We start from the raw sequence: 17026 nt of genomic DNA on the forward strand, positions 1-17026 counted from the left end.
GAGAAAGGTTATGCCGTGACGGTATCCGATCCGGGCCGGCGCGCCCGGGCAGTGGTTGAGCTGCTGCGCCAAGGCCGCTTCGGCGAGGTCGAGGAGCTGTTCGCACCGGCCCTGCGCGCGCTGGTGCCCACAGGCGGCTTGGGCGCCGCGTGGCTCGCCGGTACGGGCGGCAACGGCGCCGTCCGCGCGATCGGGGAGGCGCGGTGCGACCCGGACGGACCGGTCCGGGTGCCGATGACGTTCGAACGCGGCCTGCTCACCGCGGTGGTGTCGTTCGACGATGCCGGGCTGCTCGACGGCCTGCGCGTCGACGACCCGTCCGCCCCCGTGTGGACGCCGCCGCCGTACGCCCGCCCGGAGGCGTTCGACGAGCACGCGGTCACCATCGGATCGGGCGACCTGGCCGTGCCGGGGACGCTGACGGTGCCGCGCGGGCCGGGCCCGTGGCCGGGCGTGGTGCTGCTGGCCGGCGGAGGGCCGTTCGACCGCGACGGCACCACCGGGCCGAACAAGCCGCTCAAGGACCTGGCGTGGGGCCTGGCCGGGCGCGGCGTGGCGGTCCTGCGCTTCGACAAGGTGACCTGCGCCCACCCGTCCCGGGTCCCGGCCACCATGACGGACGAGTACGTCCCCCACGCGGTCGCCGCCGTACGCCTGCTGCGCGAGCGCGCCGACGTCGACCGCGTCTTCGTCGCCGGTCACAGCATGGGCGGCAAGGTGAGCCCGCGGGTGGCGGCGGCCGAGCCGTCCGTCGCCGGGCTGGTGCTCCTGGCGGGCGACGCCGAGCCGATGCACCGGGCCGCCGTCCGCGTCGTGCGCCACCTGGCCGCGTCCGACCCGGGCGCACAGGCCGCCGTCGAGACGTTCGAACGGCAGGCCGCGGCGGTCGAGGATCCAGGCCTTTCCGCGGACACCCCGGCCGCCGAGCTGCCGTTCGGCCTGCCCGGCTGCTACTGGCTCGACCTGCGCGGCTACGACCCCGTGGCGACCGCGGCGGCGCTGGACAAGCCGATGCTCATCCTGCAGGGCGGCCGCGACTACCAGGTGACCGTGGCCGACGATCTCGCCCGCTGGCGGGCGGGGCTGGCGCACCGGGCGGACGTCACCTTCCGCGTCCACGACGCCGACGACCACCTCTTCTTCCCCGGCGCCGGCCCCGTGACGCCCGCCGACTACACACGGCCGCAACACGTCGACCCGGAGGTGGTCAGCGACATCGCGATCTGGCTGGAGCGCGCACGCTAGTCAGGGCTCCCGCCCGCCGCCGCGCGTACCGCGGCGGCGATCCGGTCGACGTCGCCGCGTTCGCCGGCCGGCAGGGGCGCCCCCACCGACCGCCTGAGCGCGGCGGCCTCACCCAGCAGGGCGGCGGCCTCCTCGTACGCGCCCTCGGCCGCCGCGACGCCGGCCAGCCCCTCCTGGGCCAGGGCGATCGCGCGTGGATCACCCGACTCGCGGGCCGCGGCGAGCCCCTCCAGGTGCAGTGACCTGGCCGTGCTGGTGTCGCCGCGCTGCTCGGCGATGAAGCCGAGCTCGGCCAGCAGCAGCGTCACCCCGTAGAAGGGCACGCCGTAGTCGGCTTCCAGACGGCGGTTCCAGGCCAGCGACTGCTGGAAGAGCCGCTCCGCCGCGTCGAGGTCGCCCGCGCGGCGGGCCACGAGGCCGAGACCGACCCGGGCGAACTCCTCGGCGAAGCTGTTGGACTGCTCGGCGGCCAGCCGCAGCCCTCTCTCGTGGAGCTCGCGGGATCCGTCCAGATCCCCGGTCAGCAGGGCGAGCCGGCCGAGGCTGGACAGGCGGTAGGACGCGTCGGCCCACAGCCTCAGGTCCTCGGCGCTGCGCAGGCCCTCGCGGTGCAGCCGGGCGGCCCGCTCGTAGTCACCGGTGATCTCGGCGAGGTAGCCGAGCATGTCCGAGGCCTGCAGCCGTCCCCAGCCGTCGCCCAGGTCGTCGAAGATCTTCAGGCTCTCGGTGCCGGACCGCTCGGCGAGGGCATGGTCACCCTGGAACATCGCCTGCTTGGCGCGGCCCGCGAGCGCCGCCGCCTCACCCCACCGGTCGCCGTCTGCGCGAAACCCGGCCAGCGCCTCCGTCAGCAGGCCCGCCGCGGTGGCGGCGTCGCCGAAGCTCAGGTGCGCCAGTGCCAGGAACCAGCGCGAGCGCGAGTCACGGGCGTCCAGCCCCCGCGCCGCGGTACGGCTGCGTTCCAGCAGGTCGGTGCCGTCGCCGGTCAGCATCGCGAACCCGGCCTCCCAGGCTCGCGCCCTCGGGGACCGCGCTCCGGGCAGGGCCATGGCGGCGGCGAAGGAGGCGCGGCCCTCCCGATGCCTGCCGCGCAGATACCAGTACCACGCCAGGGCCTCGACCAGGCGCAGAGCCAGTGCGCGGTCGGTGGTGTGCTCCAGCGCGGCCCGCAGGTTGGGCGCCTCGGTGTCGAGGCGGTCCAGCCACCGGCGTTGGGCGGGACCGTGGAGATGGGGCCGGGCCTGTTCGGCGAGTTCGGTGTAGTGGAGGTCGCGGCGTTGGAAGGCGGGGTCGTCGTGGGGGAGCCGTTCGAGGCAGTAGGCGGCGATCGACTCCAGCAGCCGGTAGCGGGATCCACCGGAGGTCTCCACCATGGACCTGGCCACCAACTGGTCGAGCAGATGGGCGACATCGAGCCCGGGACCCGCGCACACCGCCTCGGTCGCCTCCAGCGTGCAGCCTCCCGGGTGGACCGCCAGCCGGAGCAGGATCAGCCGCTGCTGCTCAGTGAGCTGATCCCAGCTCCAGTCGATCACCGCGCGCAGGGTCTGCTGGCGGGCCGGTCGTCCTCGGCCCGAGACGGCGAGCAGGTGGAAGCGGTCGTCCAGCCGATCCGCCACAGTGCGGACACCCAGGGCGCGTACCCGGGCGGCGGCCAGCTCCAGCGCCAGCGGCAGGCCGTCCAGCCTCCTGCAGATCGCCGCCACCGCGGGCGCGCTCGCCTCGTCCAGCACGAACCCGGGTGCGGCGGCGGCCGCACGGGCCACGAACAGCCGTACGGAGGCGGCTTCCCGCGGGTCCGCGCCGGGCGCCGGAAGGCCGAGCGGCGGCACCACGTACAGCGTCTCGCCGGGGATCGCCAGCGACTCCTGGCCGGTCGTCAGCACCCGCAGCTCCGGGGCGGCCCCCAGGAGCAGGTCCACCAGCTCGGCGACCTGTTCGATCACGTGCTCGCAGTTGTCCAGGACGAGCAGCAGCCGCCGGCCGCGCAGGGCGTCGGCCAGCCGGTCCGCCAGGCCGGCCGGTCGCACGCCGGGACGCGAACCCGTCGCCGTGTCGTCGCGGACGCCCAGCTCGGCGGCCACCACCTCGGCCACGGTCGCCGTCGCACCCGAGGCCCCTGCCAGCTCGACCAGCCACACGCCGTCGGGGAAGTCGCCGGCGGCGAGGTCGGCGACCGCCAGGGCGAGCCGGGTCTTGCCGACACCGCCCGGGCCCGTCAGCGTGACCAGACGCGCGGAGGCGAGCAGGGCGCCGACCTCGGCCACCGCCTGTTCACGGCCGATCAGCCCGGTGAGCGGCGCGGGGAGGTTCGTCGGCGGGCGCGGAGGCGCGAGCGAGGGATCCTGACGCACCATCGCGTGGTGGAGGGCGGCCAGTTCCGGGCCGGGGTCGAGGCCCAGCTCGTCGGCGAGCAGGCGCCGCAGCTCGTCGTAGCCGGCCAGCGCCTCCGCCTGCCGTCCCGACCGGTAGAGCGCGCGCAGGTGGGCGGCGCGCAGGCGTTCGCGCAGCGGGTGGGCGGCCACCAGCTCGCCCAGCTCGTCGGCCAGCCGGCCGTGCTCGCCGAGTTCCAGCCGTACTTCCGCCTGTTCCTCCAGCGCGGTCAGGCGCTGCTCCTCCAGACGGGTGGCGGCGGTGCGGACGAACCCCTCGTCGCGGAAGTCGGCGTAGGCGGGACCGCGCCACAGCGCCAGCGCGTCCGACAGCAGCGCGGCCTTCGCCCGGAGATCAGCGGTGGCCCGGGCCCGGTCGAGCAGCGCGGCGAAGCGGGCGGCGTCCACGTCGGTGGCACGCAGGACGTAGCCGGCCGCCTCGAAGGCCACCAGTCGGCCGTCCCCCAGGGCGCGGCGCAGCTGGGACACCTTGGTCTGCAGCGTGTTGACGGGGTTGCCCGGCGGGTCGTCCCCCCACAGGTCCTCGGCCAGGCGGTCGGCGGAGACCGGCCCCCCGTCGTGGGCCAGCAGGTCGGCGAGAAGTGCCCGGACCTTCACCTCGGGGACCCGCACGGGGCGCCCGTCGCCGGTCCACACCGCAAGAGGGCCGAGTACGCCGAATCGCATCAGGTCACGGTACCCCCAGCGAACCCCCAGCCGATCGTGCGCGCCCCTGCCCAGAGTGGAGCCCGAACCACACGAGTGAGGAGCACACCATGATCGTGAACCGTGAGATCCACCTGGCGGCCCGCCCCGTCGGCGAGCCGCGCCCGGAGCACTTCCGGCTGGTCTCCACCGCGCTGCCCGAGCCGGCCGAGGGCCAGGTCGTGGTCCGCAACATCTGGATGTCGGTCGATCCCTACATGCGTGAGCGGATGGACGACGCCGAGTCCTACCTACCGCCGTTCGAGCTCGGCGCGCCGATGGACGGCTCTGCGATCGGCGAGGTGGTGGCCTCGCGCTCGGCGGACGTCCCGGTGGGTGCGACCGTCGTGCATTTCCTGGGCTGGCGTGAGTACGCCGCGGTGGACGCCGCGGCCGTGACCGTCGCCGACCTCGCCCTGGCCCCTGCCGAGGCGTGGCTGGGGCCGCTGGGCACCACCGGGCTGACCGCGTACGCGGCCCTGACCCAGGTGGCCCCCGTACGGGAGGGCGACGTGGTCTTCGTCTCGGCGGCGGCCGGGGCGGTGGGCAGCGTCGCCGGGCAGCTCGCCCGCAAGCTCGGCGCCTCCCGCGTGATCGGCTCCGCCGGCGGGACGCTCAAGACCAAGAAGATCGTGACGGACTTCGGCTACGACGCCGCGATCGACCACCGTGCCGGTTCGGTCGCCGGGCAGCTGGCCGAGGCCGCCCCCGCCGGCATCGACGTCTACGTCGACCACGTCGGCGGCGACCACCTGGTGGCGGCCATCGACGCGCTGCGTCCCGGCGGCAGGATCGCGATGGTGGGCGCGATCAGCTCCTACAACGCCACCGAGCCGGTTCCCGGCCCGAGCAACCTGTTCGCCTTGGCCGCCAAGGACGCCACCCTGCGGGGCATGCTGATCAACTCCTACTTCCACCTGTTCCCGGAGTGGATCGGCAAGGCGGCCGGCTGGCTGGCCGACGGCTCGCTGCGCACCGAGGTGACCGTGGCCGAGAGCATCGAACGGGCGCCCGCGGCCTTCCTGGACATGATGCGCGGTGGCAACGTGGGCAAGATGCTGGTGAAGCTCTGACCCGCGGTCAAGGGGATTCCCCGCCGGTCGCCAGCGCGTCGCCGGTCCTGGTGCGCCAGTACAGCACCGAGCGGCCGGAACGGCGGCGGCGGATCAGACCGGCGTCGAGAAGGATCTTCAGGTGCCGTCCCACGGAGCCCAGGCCCTGGCCGGTCAGGGCGACCAGCTGGGTGGTGCTCTTGGGGGTGTCGAGCACGACGAGGACGTTCGCGCGGGCGGGGCCGAGCAGCCGGGACAATGCGGCCGGTGCCTGCCGTTCGGCGACGAGCTGGCCCGCGCACGGGTAGATGACCGCGTACCGGTCCGGCAGCCGCCAGGCCACCCACGCCCTGCTCGGCACGACGGGGACGAACACCAGCTCGGCCCCGGTCAGCTCGCGCGGCGGCCGGTCGTGGGCGTTGATCCGCAGCCGGCCGTCGCCCAGCCAGCGCATCCCCGGCCGCAGGTCGGTCAGCGCCGCCGCCCAGCCGCCCTGGCTCAGCCGCTCGGTCCTGGCCACGATGTCGGCCTCGATGATCCGGCGCCTGCGCGGCCAGTCCGGCAGCACGGCCTCCCGCCACACCCACTCCACCAGGGCGGCCGTCCGTACGGGCAGGTCGTCGCGGTCGAGCGCGGCCGGCAGCGGCCCGCCGAGCGCGACCGCGAGGTCCGCCCGAGCGACGTCGGCCGGGGTGTCGCGGATGACCCGCAGCTCGTCCTCGAACGTCCGCTCCGGCCCGCCGGACGGCGGGGGAGTGAGGAAGTCGGCGATCCAGTGGCGGCCCAGCGCGCCCCGGACGAGCAGCGCGGTGACCGGGTCGGCGGCCAGCAGGTCGCGGAAGGCGGGCCGGTGGGCGTCGAGCCAGGCCCGTTCGCCCGGGTGCGCGGGCGAGCCCGTGGCCAGCAGGATCAGGCCGGCGATGGTCTCCGACAACGGTGAGACGGTGAACCGGCCGCGCGCGAGCGTGTCGGCGCTGACCTGCCAGTAGCCCATGTTTCGCTCCCCCGCGAAACTCTAACAGCGCCGATCCGCGCTGGAATAGGACTCCCTCATGCGTACGTATGGGGATCTTTTCCGGGTGCGGGAGTTCGCGGCGCTGTTCGCCGCCTCCGCCGGGCAGACGGCGGCTTCGACGGTGAGCGGGCTGGCCCTCGGCACGCTCGTCTACGCCGAGACCGCCTCGCCGCTGCTGTCGGCGCTGAGCATGTTCGGCCCCTCGCTGGCCCAGGTGGTGGGGGCGACGGCGCTGCTGTCGGCGGCCGACCGGCTGCCGCCGCGGGCGGCGATGAGCGGCCTGGCGGCGGCGTTCGCGGTGGGAACGGCGGCGCTGGCGATCCCCGGCCTGCCGGTGGGCGCGGTCTTCGCCCTGCTGTTCGTGCTCGGCGTGCTGGCCTCGCTGGGCGGCGGCGTGCGCTACGGGCTGCTCACCGACGTCCTGCCGCGCGAGGCGTACCTGCTCGGCCGTTCGGTGCTCAACATGTCGACCGGCCTGCTGCAGATCGCCGGGTACGCGGCCGGCGGTCTGCTGGTGAGCGCGCTGTCGCCGCGCGGCACGTTGCTCGCCGCCGCCGCGCTGTACCTGCTGGACGCGCTGGTGGCGCGGTTCGGGCTGGCCCGCCGCCCGGCCCGCGCGAGCGGGCGCCCGTCGGTCGCGGCGACGTGGCGCGGCAACCGGCGGCTGTGGTCGTCGGCGCCCCGCCGCTACGTCTACCTGGCGCTGTGGGTGCCCAACGGTCTGATCGTCGGCTGTGAGGCGCTGTTCGTCCCGTACGCCCCCGTGCACGCCGGCGCCCTGTTCGCGCTGGCAGCCCTCGGCATGCTGGCCGGGGACCTGCTGATCGGCCGGTTCACGCCGCAGCGGTGGCGCGAACGGCTGGCCGCGCCACTACGGCTGCTGCTGGCCGTGCCGTACCTGGTGTTCGTGCTGGATCCGGCCCTGCCGGTGGCCGCGGCGGCGATCGTGCTCGCCTCGGTCGGTTACGCGGCCAGCCTGCTGCTGCAGGAACGGCTGGTCGCCCTCACCCCGGACGAGCTGCGCGGGCACGCGCTCGGCCTGCACTCCTCCGGGATGATGACCATGCAGGGCGTCGGAGCGGCCCTGGCGGGCGCCGTCGCCCAGCACACCTCGCCCGCGACGGCGATGGCCGTCATGGCCGCCGCGTCGGCCGCGGTCACGCTCGTCCTGGCCCCCGGCCTGCGGCCGCCGCGGTCACCCGGCCTGTCGGGGGGGCGTCCAGCTGGGGCTGTCCGGCCGGAATTGACACGATAAGTCTCCGCCCCCTACGACAGATCGAAGGGGGCGGGGGAGTGACCCTCCCAGATCCGGCGGGAGGCCTGTTCGGGGTAGGGCAGAGTCTCCGACTCGGCGTCCAGGAGGCGGGTGAGCTGCTGGTCGGGTCGGTACGCGGCCCATCCCGCGTCGCCGGTGGTGACGAAGCGGATCCATGCCTCCCTGAGTTCGTGGGAGAGCGCGACCGCCTCGGGGGGTGGCTCGTCGCCGATGAGCTGCGCGCCGACGGGGCTGTCCAGCGTGCCGAACGCCAGCGGGACGTCGAGGCTGTGGCAGGCGCCCAGGGCGCCGCCGAGCACGGGGGCGGTCCAGCGCAGCTCGAACAGGTACGAGGTGCCGCCGGCTGCGGCGTTCGCCTCGGCCAGCTTCTGCGACGGCATGCGGAAGAGGGCGTCGGAGTACACCGTCTCCACCAGTTCCTCCGGGCCGGCCTGCGGAAACGCGGCACGGTACCCCTCCGCGCCGTGCGGCTGCGGGGCGAGCAGCTCCAGGGCCGCACGGGCGTCCTGCTCGGTGAAGGTGCCCTGCCGTCCGCTCATGACGCTGAACAGCCGGAATTCGTCCCGGGTGTGGCCGACGAGCAGCTCCGTCCCGCTCGCGCGCGCGCCGGTCAGCGCGGCCCAGGGCGTTTCCGGGAGGACCTCGCCGTCGACGACGGGGCACAGCGCGGTGCCGGTCTCCGTGAGCCGTCCCCAGCTCTCCCGGTGCGCGTGGAGGCCGGCGTTGAACGAGGTGAGCTCGGCGGCCAGGTGCCATGGGTCGATGTCGCGCAGGGCCTCGGCGGTGGGGGCCGCCGCGCCGAGCCGGTCCGCGAACGCGGCGGTGACCTGCCGTGCCAGCGCGGGGGTGCTGTGCAGCCCCGGCACCGAATGGGCGATGGCCCGCCGGAACAGGCCGCGCGCCGGCTTCATCGTCAGCAGGGCGGCGACCGACCCTGCCCCGGCAGACACCCCGGCCACGGTGACCCGGCCGGGGTCGCCTCCGAAGGCGGCGATGTTGCGCTGCACCCACTCCAGCGCCGCGATCTGGTCGAGGAACCCGCGGTTGGGCGGCGCGTCGTCGAGGAACGCGAAACCCTCCGCGCCCACGCGGCAGTTGATGGTCACCACGACGAGTCCCGCCTCGGCCAGCGCCGCCGGGTCGAACATCGGGTCGCTCGACGCCGCCGAGATGTACCCGCCTACGGGGATCCACACCAGCACCGGCAGTCCTGCCGCGCCGGGATCCGGAGTGCCGACGTTGAGCGTCAGCCAGTCGGTGCCCTGCGGGGGCACGTCGATCGGCAGGGACAGCGGCACCACGGGGCCGAACTCCGCCGCCTGCCTCGTCCCCTCCCAGCGGTGCGGCGGGGCGGGCGCGGCGAAGCGGAGCGCTCCGACCGGGGGCTGGGCGTAGGGAATGCCGCGGAACACCGCGTGCCCCTGCCGCCGGCGCCCCTGCACCACACCTTCCGTGGTCCTTACCCTCGGCTGTTCGAGCATGACGCTTCCTTCTTCGCGTGGACACCAGGGTTGTAGGTCAAATGTATTATGTCATCTGTATGGAAAAAGGCTCCAGGGTGCGAAGGAGTGGCCGGCGATGCCGAAACAGGTGGATCACCGCGGACGCCGCGAAACGATCGCCCGCGCGCTGTGGCGGGTGGTGGAACAGCGCGGCGTCACGCAGCTGACGATGCGCGTGGTGGCGCAGGAGGCGGGCATCTCCCTCGGGCAGCTGCAGCACTATTTCGCCTCCCGGGCCGCCATGCTCTCCTTCGCCATGGACTTCGCGTCCGAGCAGACCTCGCTGCGCGTCAGCCAGGGCCTCGAGAAGCTCGGTGACCGTCCGCACCCCCGTGACGTCCTGCGACTGACGCTCGCGGAACTGCTCCCCCTGCATGCCGACGCCCGCGCGACCAGCCGGATGAGCGCCGCCTACGTCCTGGAGGCGCTGCACGACGAGGCCATCCACGAGCAGGCGCGCCGCGGCCTCGTCCGAGGACGGGCCCTCATCGAGCAGTTGATCCGCCAGGCGGTCGCCGACGGCCTCATCGACTCTGACCGCGACCCGGCGACCGAGACCAACCTGCTCCTCGCCCTCACCGGCTTCACGCCGCTGATCGAACTGGACGTGATCGCGTCCCAGGACGCGCTCACCGCGATCGATCTGCATCTGGACAGGCTGTTCAGCGGGAACGATCGGAGCGCGTGACCTGCGCCCGCGCGCGGGAACAGGCCCTCGGCGACGACCACGCCGGTGTCCGCCGTGATGAGCCGCAAGGAGGGCGCCGTGCCCTGCCAGGGCCGGGCGGTACGTGGGCAATGGCGGTGCGCGCCGAAGCCCTGGCTTCGTTCGGGAATCGTGAAAGCGCGTTCACGGGCGCGCGATAGGTTGCCTGCCATGACTGAACTAGGGTCCGTCACCTGGCCGCCTGCCCCGATCAAGACCGAGCGGCTCGTGCTTCGCGCGTCCGAGGCCCGGGACCGTGCGGCGTTCGTCGAGCTGCTGGCGTCTCCGGAGGTGCACACCTACCTCGGCGGCCCCCGCCCGCGTGACGAGGTTGAGCGCGAGATGCCCGAGGTGCCCGAGCGGTGGCCCGGGAGTTTCGTCGTCGATCTCGACGGGGCGATGATCGGCCAGATCCTGCTCAGGAGAGCAACGGGGCACCGTCGCCCGGCTGCCGCGGGGAAGGTCGATCTCGGTTACCTGTTCCTGCCACGGGCGTGGGGTTTCGGGTACGCCGCCGAGGCATGCGCGGCGGCACTCGACTGGTTCGACGGCGTGCTTCCCGGCGAGCCGGTGGTGCTCACCACCCAGACCGCCAACGTCGGCTCGATGCGCCTCGCGGCGAAGCTGGGGTTCACCGAGGTGGAGCGGTTCCAGGCCTGGGACGCCGAGCAGTGGCTCGGCCTGCGGTCCCCGGTCACGCCGTCCGCTTGATCGCGGGGGAGGAATGGCCACACCACCCCCCCGGATCCGGCCCCCTGCGTGCCGGCCGTCCGCCCCGTCGTCTCGGTGCCTCCTGACGCGGGACTCCTGGACGTGTGATGGCATGACCACATGGAATTGCGGGAACTGCGCGCGTTCGTCGTGGTGGCGGAGGAAGGCGGCATGTCGGCGGCGGCGCGGCGGCTGCACATCAGCCAGCCGGCCCTGTCGCAGACGGTCAACGCGCTCGAACGCCAGCTCGGCGTCAAACTGCTGGTGCGCAGCAGCACGGGCGTGAGCCCCACCGAGGCCGGAACAACGCTGGTCGGCGAGGCCCGGGCGCTGCTGGCCCGGCACGACCACTTGTTGCGCACGATGGGCCGCTACTCCGGCGAGGCCGGCGGGGTGCTACGGCTGGGCATCCCGCTGGAGCTGCCGTCCGACCTGCTCGGCCCGCCGCTGGAGCGGCTGGCCCTGGCCTGCCCCGAGACGCGCGTGCAGGCCCTGCACCTGTCGACGGCCGCGCAGCAGGCGGCGCTGCAGGCGGGCGAGCTCGACGTGGCCCTGCTCCGCGAGCGTCCGCCGGGCCGCGAGTTCGACGCGATGCTCGTGGTCAGGGAACGCCTGGGCGTGCTGCTGTCCGCCGACCAGGCCGCCGAGCTGCGCGGCCCCGACGGCATCCACCTGGAGGCGCTGGCCGGTCTGACGTGGGTGTCCTTCCCGCGCTCCGGCAGCCCCGCCTGGTTCGACGAGCTGACCGCCATCCTGCGCAGCCACGGCCTCGACCTGGGGCCGCCCGCTCCCGAGGGTCAGGCGCTGATCGCCGAGGTGAAGCTGGCGGCCGTCAGCGCCGGGCAGTCCTTCGCCCTGGCGCCGCCGCACTGGTCGCAGCCGCTGCCGGAGAACGTCGCCTGGTCGCCGCTGGTCGGCCATCCGCTGGTGCGCCGTACGTGGGCGGTGTGGCCGGCCGCTTCCCGCCGTCGCGCCGTGGCCGTGTTCGTCAGCGGGTTCGCCGATCCGGGCGCCGCCTGAGCAGCGCTTATGGCGTCCATAACCAGATGTGATGGGTAGGGAGGAAGGACCGGGGGCCGGTCGTGGCTGACATGCCGTACGACATTCCCGGCTGCACTGACAGACCTGGAGATTCCATGAGCACCACCATCAACGCCGACGTTCTCGTGGTCGGCTTCGGCAAGGGCGGCAAGACCGTGGCCGCCCAGCTCGGCAAACTGGGCAGGAACGTCGTCCTCGTCGAGCAGTCCGACCAGATGTACGGCGGCACCTGCCCCAACGTGGGCTGCGTGCCCACCAAGGCACTCGTCCACCACTCCCGCAAGCGGCGCCCGGAGGACTCGCCGCGGGAGTGGTACGCCCGCTCCGTCGGCGAGGTGCACGCGCTGACGTCGATGTTCCGTGCGGGCAACCGCGACGCGATGCAGTCCGCCGAGACGATCACCCTGCTCACCGGCCGCGCCCGCTTCACCGACCCGCACACCGTCGAGGTCGCCCAGGGCGCCGACCGTGCCACGGTCACCGCGGACACCATCGTCATCAACACCGGCTCCGAGCCGATCGTCCCCGACATCGCGGGCCTGCGCGACAGCAAGCGCCTGGTCACCAGCACCGACCTGATCCACAGCACCGACCTGCCGGACCGGCTGGTGATCATCGGGGGCGGCTTCCTCGGCCTGGAGTTCGCCTCCATCTACGGGCAGTTCGGCTCCCAGGTCACGGTGCTGGAGGCCGCGCCGGAGATCCTCGGCCGGCTCGACGACGACGTGGCCAAGGTCGCGCTCGACATCATGCGGGGTGAGGGCGTCGAGTTCGTCACGAGCGCCGCCGTCACCGAGGTCCGCGACGGCGTGGCCCAGACCGACGTCGTCTACGAGCGCGGCGGGCGGCGCCACAGCGTGGCGGCCGACGCCGTCCTCGCGGCGGTCGGCCGCAGGCCGGTCACCCAGGGGCTCGACCTGGACGCCGCGGGCGTGCGCACGAACCAGCGCGGCGGCATCGAGGTGGACGAGCACCTGAGGACGAGCCAGCCGCACATCTTCGCGCTCGGCGACGTCAACGGCGGCCCGCAGTTCACCTACATCTCGCTGGACGACAGCCGGATCGTGCTCGACCACCTGGTCGGCGAGGGACGACGGTCGCGGGCGGACCGGGTGGCCATCCCGGCGACGCTGTTCGTGACGCCGCCGCTGGCCACGGTCGGGCTGACCGAGCGGGAGGCGCGCGCGGCCGGCCACCGCGTCAGGATCGCCAGGCAGCCGGTGGCCGACATCGTCGCGATGCCGCGGGCGTACGTGGTGGAGGAGACGCGCGGCCTGATGAAGTTCGTCATCGACGCCGAGACCGACGAGATCCTCGGCGCCGCGCTGCTCAGCGTCGACGCCCAGGAGATCATCAACACGATCGCGCTGGCCATGCGCCACCACGTGACCGCCGCCGAGCTGCGGGACGCGGTCTACACGCATCCCAGCTCGACGGAGGCGCTCAACGACGTGCTGGCCATGAACGAGGGCGGTGACCAGCGCCCCGGCGCGTGCTGAGCACGCCTGCCGGGCGCCGGCGGCGCACGTGGGGTCAGCCCATGAGCGCCGCCGGGTCGCGTTCGGGCGGGCCCGCCGGCCACCATTCATCGCCGCGCCGGGCGAACGGGTACCAGCGGCCGTCGCGGCCGTAACGCAACTGCCGGTCGCCGAGGGTCCAGCGGTTGCGCCAGGCACGGATCGCGGGCGGGCCGGCGCCCTCCCATCCGGCCTCCAGCCGCGCCTGCGCCCTCGCCAATTCGCGCGAGGGCGGGGTCCAGGAGGTCTCGAGCGTGTCGAGGCCGTCCGCGCCGCCGTACCGCCAGATCTCGACGGCGGCGGCGCCGACTCCGGCGTCCAGGCCGTGGTCGGCGGCCAGGCGGACGTGGTCCTGGTGTGGCGTCAGGTCGGGCAGCCGCCCGCGCAGGAGCAGCTCGCGCGCCCGGGCGGCGGCCGAGGCGGCCAGCGCCGCCAGCGCGGCCACGTCCACGCCGGGGCCCGGCTCCAGGGCGGGCGCGGTGAAGACCACCTCGAACGGCGGCGGCTGCGGCAGCGGCGGCACGCCCGCCGCGAACGCCTCGGCGGCCGGCACCCCGCGCGGCGCCCCGGCCGCTCCAGCGCGAGGGGTGTCGCGCCGCTGCAGCGCCTCGATCAGCTCGCGCTCGCCCCGCCCGCGCATCAGCAGCAGCACGAACGGGTCGGCGTCCAGCAGCCAGGACACCTGGTAGCACAGCGCGGCGGCGTGCACGCACGGGTGGCCCCAGTCGGGGCAGGAGCATTCGGGCGTCAGGTCGCCCACGCACGGCAGCAGCGGCACGGCGGCGGCGTCCGCGTCGGCGACCAGCTCGTGCGGCATGTCGCGGTCGAGCAGTGCGGCGATGTGGCCGGCCTTGGCGGCGACCTGGTCGAGGAAGCGTTCCCATTCCGCGTCGCCGAGCTGTTCGACGGCGACGACGGTGTCGTACTCGTCCTCGGCGACGGCGGCGATGCGGCCGGGGCTGACGGTGATGGGGCTGAGCCGCCCGGTCTTGGCGTACGCGCGTCCGCGGCGCAGCAGAGTCTGGTCGAGCGAGGTGTCCTCCATGGCCTTGATCCAGGCGCGTCCCCACCAGGTGGTGGTGAAGCGGGCGCCGGCGCGTTGCGGGGGGAAGGCGGCGAAGCCGCGGGGATCCGTCATCGGAGCTCCACGAGGGCGGCGAGTTCGGCGTCGGTCAGTTCGGTGAGCGCGGCCTCGCCGGAGGCGAGCACGGCGTCGGCGAGCGAGCGTTTGGCGGCGAGCATCTGGGCGATGCGGTCTTCGATCGTGCCTTCGGCGATCAGGCGGTGCACCTGGACGGGGCGGCTCTGGCCGATGCGGTGGGCACGGTCGGTGGCCTGGTCCTCGACGGCGGGGTTCCACCAGCGGTCGTAGTGGATGACGTGGTCGGCGCGGGTGAGGTTGAGCCCGGTGCCGGCGGCCTTGAGCGACAGCAGGAACACCGGGACGTGACCGTCCTGGAAGTGCTGGACCAGCTCCTCGCGGCGGGCGACCGGGGTGCCGCCGTGCAGGAGCTGGGTGGCCACGCCGCGGCCGGTCAGGTGGCGTTCGATGAGGCGGGCCATGGCGACGTACTGGGTGAAGACCAGGACGGCGCCGTCCTCGGCGACGATCGTGTCGACGAGCTCGTCGAGCAGCTCCAGCTTGCCGGAGCGACCGGCCAGGCGCGGCCCGCTCTCGTGCAGGTACTGGGCGGGGTGGTTGCAGATCTGTTTGAGCGCGGTGAGCAGCTTGACGATGAGGCCGCGCCTGGCGATGCCGGAGGCGGCGGCGATCTGGGTCATGCTCTCGCGGACGACGGCCTCGTACAGGCCGGCCTGCTCGGCGGTGAGCGCGACGGGGCGGTCGGTCTCGGTCTTGGCGGGCAGCTCGGGGGCGATGCCGGGGTCGCTCTTGCGGCGGCGCAGCAGGAACGGCCCGACCAGGCGGGCCAGCCGTTCGGCGGTCTCGGTGTCGCCGCCTTCGATGTGGCTGGCCCACCGTGCCCGGAACCTGGTCAGCGGGCCGAGCAGACCCGGGGTGGTCCAGTCGAGGATGGCCCACAGCTCCGACAGGTTGTTCTCCACGGGGGTGCCGGTCAAAGCGACGCGGGCGGCGGCGGGAATCTCGCGCAGGGCCTTGGCGGTGCCGGAGGCGGGGTTCTTGACGTGCTGCGCCTCGTCGGCCACCAGCAGTCCCCAGGCGTGGTCGGCCAGGCGGGGGGCGTCCAGGCGCATGGTGGCGTACGTGGTGAGGACGAAGCCCTCCTCGGCCAGGGTGCGGCCGGCGCCGTGGTAGCGGCGTACGGGGACGCCGGGGGCGAAGCGGGTGATCTCGCGTTCCCAGTTGCCCAGCAGCGAGGCGGGGCACACCACCAGCGTCGGCCCGGCGCCGGAGCGGTGCAGGTGGAGGGCGATGAGCGTGATCGTCTTGCCCAGGCCCATGTCGTCGGCCAGGCAGGCGCCGAGCCCGAGCGAGGTCATCCTGGCCAGCCAGCGCAGCCCGGCCAGCTGGTAGTCGCGCAGGGTCGCGGCCAGGCCCGCGGGCACGGCGACGTCGGCGGGCGGCTCGGCCAGGCGGCGGCGCAGGTCGTCCAGCCACGCGGAGGGCTCGACGGCGACCTGCTCGCCGTCGACCTCGGCGGTGCCGGTCAGGGCGGCGGCGAGCGCCTCGACGCCGGTCAGCGGCTTGAGCTCGCGTTCGCGGGCCTTGCGGGCCAGGGCGGGGTCGATGAGGACCCACTGGTCGCGCAGGCGGACGACGGGCCGGTGGGCCTCGGCGAGCCGGTCCATCTCGGCGGCGGTCAGCGGCTCGCCGCCGAGGGCGAGCCGCCAGTCGAAGCTGGTCAGGTGCCGGCCGCCGAGGAACGACGGCAGGTCGGAGGGGGCAGGGTCGCGTTCGCCGACGACGGCCCGGGCGCTGAGCCCCCGTACGAGGGAGCGGGGCCAGTGGACGTCGACGCCGGCGGCGGCCAGCCGGTCGGCCGCGCCCGAGAGCAACTCGCCGAGGTCGTCGTCGCTGAGCGCCAGCTCGTCGGGCACGGCGGCGTCCAGCAGCCGTGCCAGCCGGGGCCAGACGCGGGCGGCGCGGCGGACGGCGAGGGTGGCCTCGATGCGGGCACGCGGCCCGAACCCGGCGGCGCGGCCGTGCCACAGGTCGGCGGCGTCGACGACGAGCGCGGGGTCGGCGAGGCTGTGCAGCTGGGCGACGGCGCGGAACTCGGCGGCGGCCGGGTCGTCGGCCTCGATCCGCAGCGACAGCCGTACGCCGGAGTCGAGCGCCGCGGAGTTCTCCTCGGCCCAGCGGCGCAGGCGGGGCACCTTGACGGGCTCGGCGGCGGCGTACGCGCGGGCGCCGGTGGCCAGGACGGCTCCTGGCGAGCGCGGCATGGTGTCGGCCACGGCGTCGAGGAAGGCCCGTACGAGCGGCTCGGCGTCCGGCAGGCACAGCTCGCCGCCTGCCTCCTGGCGCGGGACGGCACGGGCCTCGGCGGGCATGGCGGCGGCCAGCTCGCGCACCCGGCGCAGGTCGTCGGCGTCGAGCGGGCCGGCCCGCCAGCAGTCGTGGTCGGCGGCCGACACGCCCGGCAGGATCCGGCCACGGGTGAGGAGTTGCAGTGCCACGACCGCCACCGCGCCCCAGAAGCGGGCCGCCGGGTGGGCGCGCGCGTCGGCGCGGGCTCGCGCCAGCGCCGCCACGGCCTCGCCGACCGGAACGTGCGTGGCCGCCGCCTCGCGGGTGCGCACAGGCCCGTCGCCGAACCGTTCCACGATTGTGACGAGAGATTCGCCACCAGGGTCAAGGAAGATCATCCGCCCGGTTCTGGGCGGGTCACCGGGCTCGAAGACGGCAGCGTGCCGCACCAGATCCGTCACAACAGTCACAACCGTACAGTGTACGGTACAAT

The 17026-nt window shown here is 74.4% G+C and carries 12 protein-coding genes; 7 read left to right on the top strand and 5 right to left on the bottom strand.

Translation table 11 applies throughout. From position 1 onward, the window contains the following. The first annotated feature begins 15 nt into the window (after positions 1-15). A complete protein-coding gene (locus tag ACIBP6_RS07730; RefSeq protein WP_397049855.1) occupies positions 16-1245 on the top strand; it encodes an alpha/beta hydrolase in 1230 nt (409 codons plus the stop codon). Here ACIBP6_RS07730 and ACIBP6_RS07735 read toward each other — a convergent pair. Then, a complete protein-coding gene (locus ACIBP6_RS07735) occupies positions 1242-4304 on the bottom strand; it encodes a BTAD domain-containing putative transcriptional regulator (protein ID WP_397049856.1) in 3063 nt (1020 codons plus the stop codon). The two genes, ACIBP6_RS07730 and ACIBP6_RS07735, sit on opposite strands and share 4 nt — an antisense overlap. An 89-nt stretch (positions 4305-4393) precedes the next feature. On the opposite strand from ACIBP6_RS07735, the gene ACIBP6_RS07740 reads away from it, so the two are divergent. Further along, entirely contained in the window at positions 4394-5395 is a 1002-nt protein-coding gene (locus ACIBP6_RS07740) for an NADP-dependent oxidoreductase (protein WP_397049858.1), read from the top strand. A gap of 7 nt (positions 5396-5402) precedes the next feature. On the opposite strand, the gene ACIBP6_RS07745 is transcribed toward ACIBP6_RS07740, so the two are convergent. Beyond that, positions 5403-6368, bottom strand: a complete 966-nt coding sequence (locus ACIBP6_RS07745) for an ArsR/SmtB family transcription factor (protein WP_397049860.1) — start codon at positions 6366-6368, stop codon at positions 5403-5405. A gap of 58 nt (positions 6369-6426) precedes the next feature. Here ACIBP6_RS07745 and ACIBP6_RS07750 point away from each other — a divergent pair, with 58 nt between their 5' ends. Continuing rightward, positions 6427-7644, top strand: coding sequence for an MFS transporter (locus tag ACIBP6_RS07750; RefSeq protein ID WP_397049862.1), 1218 nt, complete (start codon positions 6427-6429; stop codon positions 7642-7644). Between the two features lie 11 nt (positions 7645-7655). On the opposite strand, the gene ACIBP6_RS07755 is transcribed toward ACIBP6_RS07750, so the two are convergent. Continuing rightward, positions 7656-9146, bottom strand: coding sequence for a carboxylesterase/lipase family protein (locus tag ACIBP6_RS07755; protein ID WP_397049863.1), 1491 nt, complete (start codon positions 9144-9146; stop codon positions 7656-7658). A gap of 97 nt (positions 9147-9243) precedes the next feature. On the opposite strand from ACIBP6_RS07755, the gene ACIBP6_RS07760 reads away from it, so the two are divergent. The 4 genes from ACIBP6_RS07760 to ACIBP6_RS07775 all read left to right on the top strand — a co-directional run bounded on the left by ACIBP6_RS07760 (position 9244) and on the right by ACIBP6_RS07775 (position 13124). Beyond that, on the top strand, positions 9244-9855 hold the full coding sequence (locus tag ACIBP6_RS07760; RefSeq protein WP_397049865.1) for a TetR/AcrR family transcriptional regulator: 612 nt from the start codon (positions 9244-9246) through the stop codon (positions 9853-9855). 189 nt (positions 9856-10044) lie between these two features. After that, positions 10045-10584, top strand: coding sequence for a GNAT family N-acetyltransferase (locus tag ACIBP6_RS07765; RefSeq protein WP_397049867.1), 540 nt, complete (start codon positions 10045-10047; stop codon positions 10582-10584). A 120-nt stretch (positions 10585-10704) separates the two neighbouring features. Next, positions 10705-11604, top strand: coding sequence for a LysR family transcriptional regulator (locus ACIBP6_RS07770; RefSeq protein ID WP_397049869.1), 900 nt, complete (start codon positions 10705-10707; stop codon positions 11602-11604). A 116-nt stretch (positions 11605-11720) separates the two neighbouring features. Beyond that, positions 11721-13124, top strand: a complete 1404-nt coding sequence (locus tag ACIBP6_RS07775) for a dihydrolipoyl dehydrogenase family protein (protein WP_397049871.1) — start codon at positions 11721-11723, stop codon at positions 13122-13124. Positions 13125-13158: 34 nt separating this feature from the next. Here ACIBP6_RS07775 and ACIBP6_RS07780 read toward each other — a convergent pair whose 3' ends face one another. Together ACIBP6_RS07780 and ACIBP6_RS07785 are read right to left on the bottom strand one after the other, a co-directional pair. Next, complete coding sequence (locus ACIBP6_RS07780) at positions 13159-14280, bottom strand: SWIM zinc finger family protein (RefSeq protein WP_397049873.1); 1122 nt, start codon at positions 14278-14280, stop codon at positions 13159-13161. Beyond that, positions 14277-16889, bottom strand: a complete 2613-nt coding sequence (locus ACIBP6_RS07785; RefSeq protein WP_397049874.1) for a DEAD/DEAH box helicase — start codon at positions 16887-16889, stop codon at positions 14277-14279. The genes ACIBP6_RS07780 and ACIBP6_RS07785 overlap by 4 nt, the downstream gene beginning before the upstream one ends. Positions 16890-17026 lie beyond the last annotated feature (137 nt).

Source organism: Nonomuraea terrae, assembly GCF_044465245.1.
Lineage (GTDB): Bacteria > Actinomycetota > Actinomycetes > Streptosporangiales > Streptosporangiaceae > Nonomuraea > Nonomuraea terrae.

Coding starts and splice junctions, on each gene's coding strand:
- ACIBP6_RS07735 (WP_397049856.1), bottom strand. CDS start 4,304: ATGCGATTCGGCGTACTCGGCCCTCTTGCGGTGTGGACCGGCGACGGG.
- ACIBP6_RS07740 (WP_397049858.1), top strand. CDS start 4,394: ATGATCGTGAACCGTGAGATCCACCTGGCGGCCCGCCCCGTCGGCGAG.
- ACIBP6_RS07745 (WP_397049860.1), bottom strand. CDS start 6,368: ATGGGCTACTGGCAGGTCAGCGCCGACACGCTCGCGCGCGGCCGGTTC.
- ACIBP6_RS07750 (WP_397049862.1), top strand. CDS start 6,427: ATGCGTACGTATGGGGATCTTTTCCGGGTGCGGGAGTTCGCGGCGCTG.
- ACIBP6_RS07755 (WP_397049863.1), bottom strand. CDS start 9,146: ATGCTCGAACAGCCGAGGGTAAGGACCACGGAAGGTGTGGTGCAGGGG.
- ACIBP6_RS07760 (WP_397049865.1), top strand. CDS start 9,244: ATGCCGAAACAGGTGGATCACCGCGGACGCCGCGAAACGATCGCCCGC.
- ACIBP6_RS07765 (WP_397049867.1), top strand. CDS start 10,045: ATGACTGAACTAGGGTCCGTCACCTGGCCGCCTGCCCCGATCAAGACC.
- ACIBP6_RS07770 (WP_397049869.1), top strand. CDS start 10,705: ATGGAATTGCGGGAACTGCGCGCGTTCGTCGTGGTGGCGGAGGAAGGC.
- ACIBP6_RS07775 (WP_397049871.1), top strand. CDS start 11,721: ATGAGCACCACCATCAACGCCGACGTTCTCGTGGTCGGCTTCGGCAAG.
- ACIBP6_RS07780 (WP_397049873.1), bottom strand. CDS start 14,280: ATGACGGATCCCCGCGGCTTCGCCGCCTTCCCCCCGCAACGCGCCGGC.